At 71.0% G+C, this 3,749-nt stretch carries 3 protein-coding genes; 2 read left to right on the plus strand and 1 reads right to left on the minus strand.

Translation table 11 applies throughout. The annotated features are described in order from the left end of the window. Nucleotides 1–199: 199 nt before the first annotated feature. Together VFV89_RS12285 and VFV89_RS12290 are read left to right on the plus strand one after the other, a co-directional pair. Nucleotides 200–2,155, plus strand: coding sequence for a glycoside hydrolase family 3 protein (locus VFV89_RS12285; protein ID WP_329706230.1), 1,956 nt, complete (start codon nt 200–202; stop codon nt 2,153–2,155). A gap of 31 nt (nt 2,156–2,186) precedes the next feature. After that, nucleotides 2,187–3,260, plus strand: coding sequence for an amidohydrolase family protein (locus VFV89_RS12290; protein WP_329706231.1), 1,074 nt, complete (start codon nt 2,187–2,189; stop codon nt 3,258–3,260). Here the strand turns inward: VFV89_RS12290 and VFV89_RS12295 are convergent. Next, a partial coding sequence (locus tag VFV89_RS12295) for a VanW family protein (protein WP_329706232.1) occupies nt 3,179–3,749 on the minus strand: 571 nt, incomplete at its 5' end. The genes VFV89_RS12290 and VFV89_RS12295 overlap by 82 nt on opposite strands.

Genomic DNA, 3,749 nt, shown 5'->3' on the forward strand with positions numbered 1-3,749 from the left:
GGAGCCGTTCGAGGGCACCGGTGCTGGGCATGAGGCCACTGTAGGGCGATTAGTGCGGAAGGTGGAGGAACTGCGGCGACATCCGGCGTGATTCGGCATTGACCGGGATCAATGGCCCTTCCTACGGTGCAGGAGCGGGGAACCCCACCCGGTGGCCACGGCGGCGACCGGCTTCTTGATCGGGCAAGGAGACAACTCGATGTTGCGCACCCCTCGCGGCGCCGTCCTCGGCACCGCCCTCGTCGCGGCCCTCGCCGTCGGAGCCCTCCAGGCTCCCGGACAGGCCACCACGCACGCGCCGGTACCACCGGCGTACCAGAACAGCAAGCTCCCCGTCCGGGACCGGGTCGCCGACCTGCTCTCCCGGATGACCCTGGCCGAGAAGGTCGGCCAGATGACCCAGGCCGAGCGTGCTGACGTCACAGACCACCCGTCCGAGATCACCGCGAAGGGCCTCGGCAGCGTGCTGTCGGGCGGCGGGTCGACCCCGGCGGCCAACACGCCGGAGGCGTGGGCGGACATGGTCGACACCTTCCAGGAGGCCGCGCTCGCGACCCGTCTCGGGATCCCGCTGCTCTACGGCGTGGACTCGGTGCACGGCCACGGCAACCTCCTCGGGGCCACCGTGTTCCCGCACAACATCGGTCTCGGCGCGACCCGCGACGCGAAGCTGGTCGAGAAGGTCGAGCACATCACCGCGGAGGAGACCCGGGCGTCCGGTCCGCAGTGGGTCTTCGCGCCGTGCGTCTGCGTGGCCCGCGACGACCGCTGGGGCCGCACCTACGAGAGCTTCGGCGAGACCCCGTCGCTGGTCGAGCGCATGGAGACCGCCATCGACGGGTTCCAGGGCACGAAGACCAAGGACCTCGCCAGGCCCGACCGGGTACTGGCGACCGCCAAGCACTTCGCGGGTGACGGGCTCACCTCCTACGACGCGTCGATGGCGCTCGGCGGTGGCTACCCGATCGACCAGGGCATCGACCGGGTCAGCCGCGCCGACTTCGACCGGCTCGCGCTCGCGCCGTACTGGCCGGCCGTGCGCAAGCACCACGTCGGCTCGGTCATGCCGTCGTTCTCGAGCACCGACTTCAACGGTGGTGACACCACAGACGCGGTGAAGATGCACGCCAACCACGAGCTGATCACCGACGTCCTCAAGGGCCAGATGGGCTTCGACGGCTTCGTGATCTCCGACTGGCAGGGCATCCGGCAGATCCCGGGCGCGACCTACGCCGACAAGGTCGCGGCGGGCGTCAACGCCGGCATCGACATGTTCATGGAGCCCTACTCCGGCAGCGACACCGGGTTCGTCGAGTTCACCGAGACCCTGACCGGTCTGGTCGACAACGGCACCGTCTCGATGGACCGCATCGACGACGCGGTCTCGCGGATCCTCACCGCCAAGTTCGAGCTCGGCCTCTTCGAGCACCCCTTCACCGACCGGCGCAACATCGACAAGATCGGTAGCAAGGCGCACCGCAAGGTCGCGCGCCAGGCAGTGGCCGAGTCGCAGGTGCTCCTCCGCAACCGTCAGCACACGCTGCCGCTGAGCGGCTCGAAGAAGCAGCCCGTCTACGTCGCGGGCGGCAGCGCCGACAGCATCGGCAAGCAGGCCGGTGGCTGGACGATCACCTGGCAGGGCGACCCCAACCAGGTGATCCCGGGTGACACCATCCTCGACGGCATCAAGGGCGCCGCGAAGGGACCGGTGACCTTCAGCGCGAACGCCGACGCGCCCGTGCCGGCCAACGCCGCCGGCGTGGTGGTGGTCGGCGAGACGCCGTACGCCGAGGGGCCTGGCGACTACAACGGTCCCACCTGGGCGCCGAACGGGATCCAGAAGATGACGCTGTCCGACTCCGATCGGGCGGCGGTCGAGAAGGTCTGCTCGGCGGCGGCGACCTGCACGGTCCTCGTCGTGTCCGGCCGGCCGATCATCATCCCGCCCGAGCTCCTCGGCCAGATCGACGCGCTGGTCGCGTCCTGGCTGCCCGGCAGCGAGGGGACGGGCGTGGCCGATGTCCTGTTCGGCAAGAAGCCGTTCACCGGCAAGCTCCCGATGACCTGGCCGCGGAGCCTGGACCAGGAGCCGATCAACGTCGGCGACGCGGACTACGACCCGCTCTTCCGCTACGGGTTCGGCCTGGGCACCTGACGAGGCTCTCGGGGGACTAGGGTCCGGAGGCGTGCCCGCGCTGCGCGTCTCCGGCCCTGTTCTCCCCGACGGCGAGCCCCGCGACCTCTACGTCGTCGACGGGCGGATCACCCTCGAGCCGCAGGCCGGTGCCGAGACGGTGGCCACCGGCTGGGTGGTGCCCGGGCTCGTCGACGCGCACTGCCACATCGGCCTCGACGAGCAGGGCGGGGTCGACGAAGCGACGACCGAGGAGCAGGCGCTCACCGAGCGCGCGGCCGGGGCGCTGCTGCTGCGCGACTGCGGCAGCCCGGTCGACACCCGCTGGGTCCAGGAGCGCGAGGACCTGCCCCGGCTGGTCCGGATGGGCCGGCACATCGCCCGCACGAGGCGCTACATCCGCAACTACGCTCACGAGGTCGAGCCGGACGGGCTCGTGGCGACGGTCGAGCAGGAAGCGGCCCGTGGCGACGGCTGGGTCAAGCTCGTCGGCGACTGGATCGACCGGGACGCCGGCGACCTGAAGCCGTCGTTTCCCCCGGAGGCGTTCGCCGCCGCGATCGGAGCAGCGCACGCCCTGGGCGCGAAGGTGACCGCGCACTGCTTCGGCCGGGAGGTGCTGCCCGGCCTGATCGAGGCCGGCATCGACTGCATCGAGCACGGCACCGGCCTCACCACCGACCTGGTCGACGCCATGGTCGCCAACGGCACCGCACTGGTGCCGACGGCGCTGCAGCTCAACAACTTCCCGGAGTACGCCGAGCAGGCGGGCGGCAAGTTCCCGGCGTACGCCGCCACGATGACCGGCCTCTTCGAACGCCGCCGGGACACGATCATGAGCGCACACGAGGCCGGGGTCCCGATCTACGCCGGCACCGACGCAGGGGGAGTGCTGCCGCACGGCCTCATCGCCGAGGAGGTCCGCGAGCTGGCGGCGTACGGCATGTCCGCGCACGAGGCGCTCGCGGCCGCGTCCTGGAAGGCCCGCGACTGGCTCGGGCTCGACCCGCTGCTCGACGAGGGCGCCCCCGCCGACCTCGTGGTCTACGACGCCGACCCGACGGCCGACGTCACGGTGCTCGCGAGGCCGGCCAGGGTCGTGCTGCGTGGCGTGGTCGTCCGCTGACCGTCCTGGTCGAGCTCGACGACGAGGTGCTCGGGTGGCGGGTACTTCACCACGGCGCAGTTGCGCTTGAGCAGCTCCTCGCCGAGCGCCACGCCCGTACTCCGGTCGATGACGGTCCGCCAGATCTCGTTGCGCCGCCAGACACGGTCGGCCCCCTCGTGACGCAGCCGTAGGAACTCCTCGTTGCGTGCCTCCACCTTGTAGGAGTGCTCGACCGGCCGGTCCGCGCGGAGCTCGCCGCGCAGGTGCTTGTCGTCGAGCCACGTGTGCAGCTGGAAGGTGACGTCGGTGTCGTTGCGGACCACGAGGTCGACGTAGTTCCAGACGATCGAGCAGCCGACGCCCCACGGGAGCACCCGGTTCTTGTCGGGGAACGGGTCGAAGCTGTGCTCGGAGCGCTCGACGACCGTCAGCGGCGAGTGCAGGAACATCCAGTGCAGCAGGTTCGCGAGCTGGCAGATGCCGCCACCGACGCCGGCCCGGGCCTCG

The sequence above is a fragment of the Nocardioides sp. genome (assembly GCF_036274455.1).
Classification (GTDB): Bacteria; Actinomycetota; Actinomycetes; order Propionibacteriales; family Nocardioidaceae; genus Nocardioides.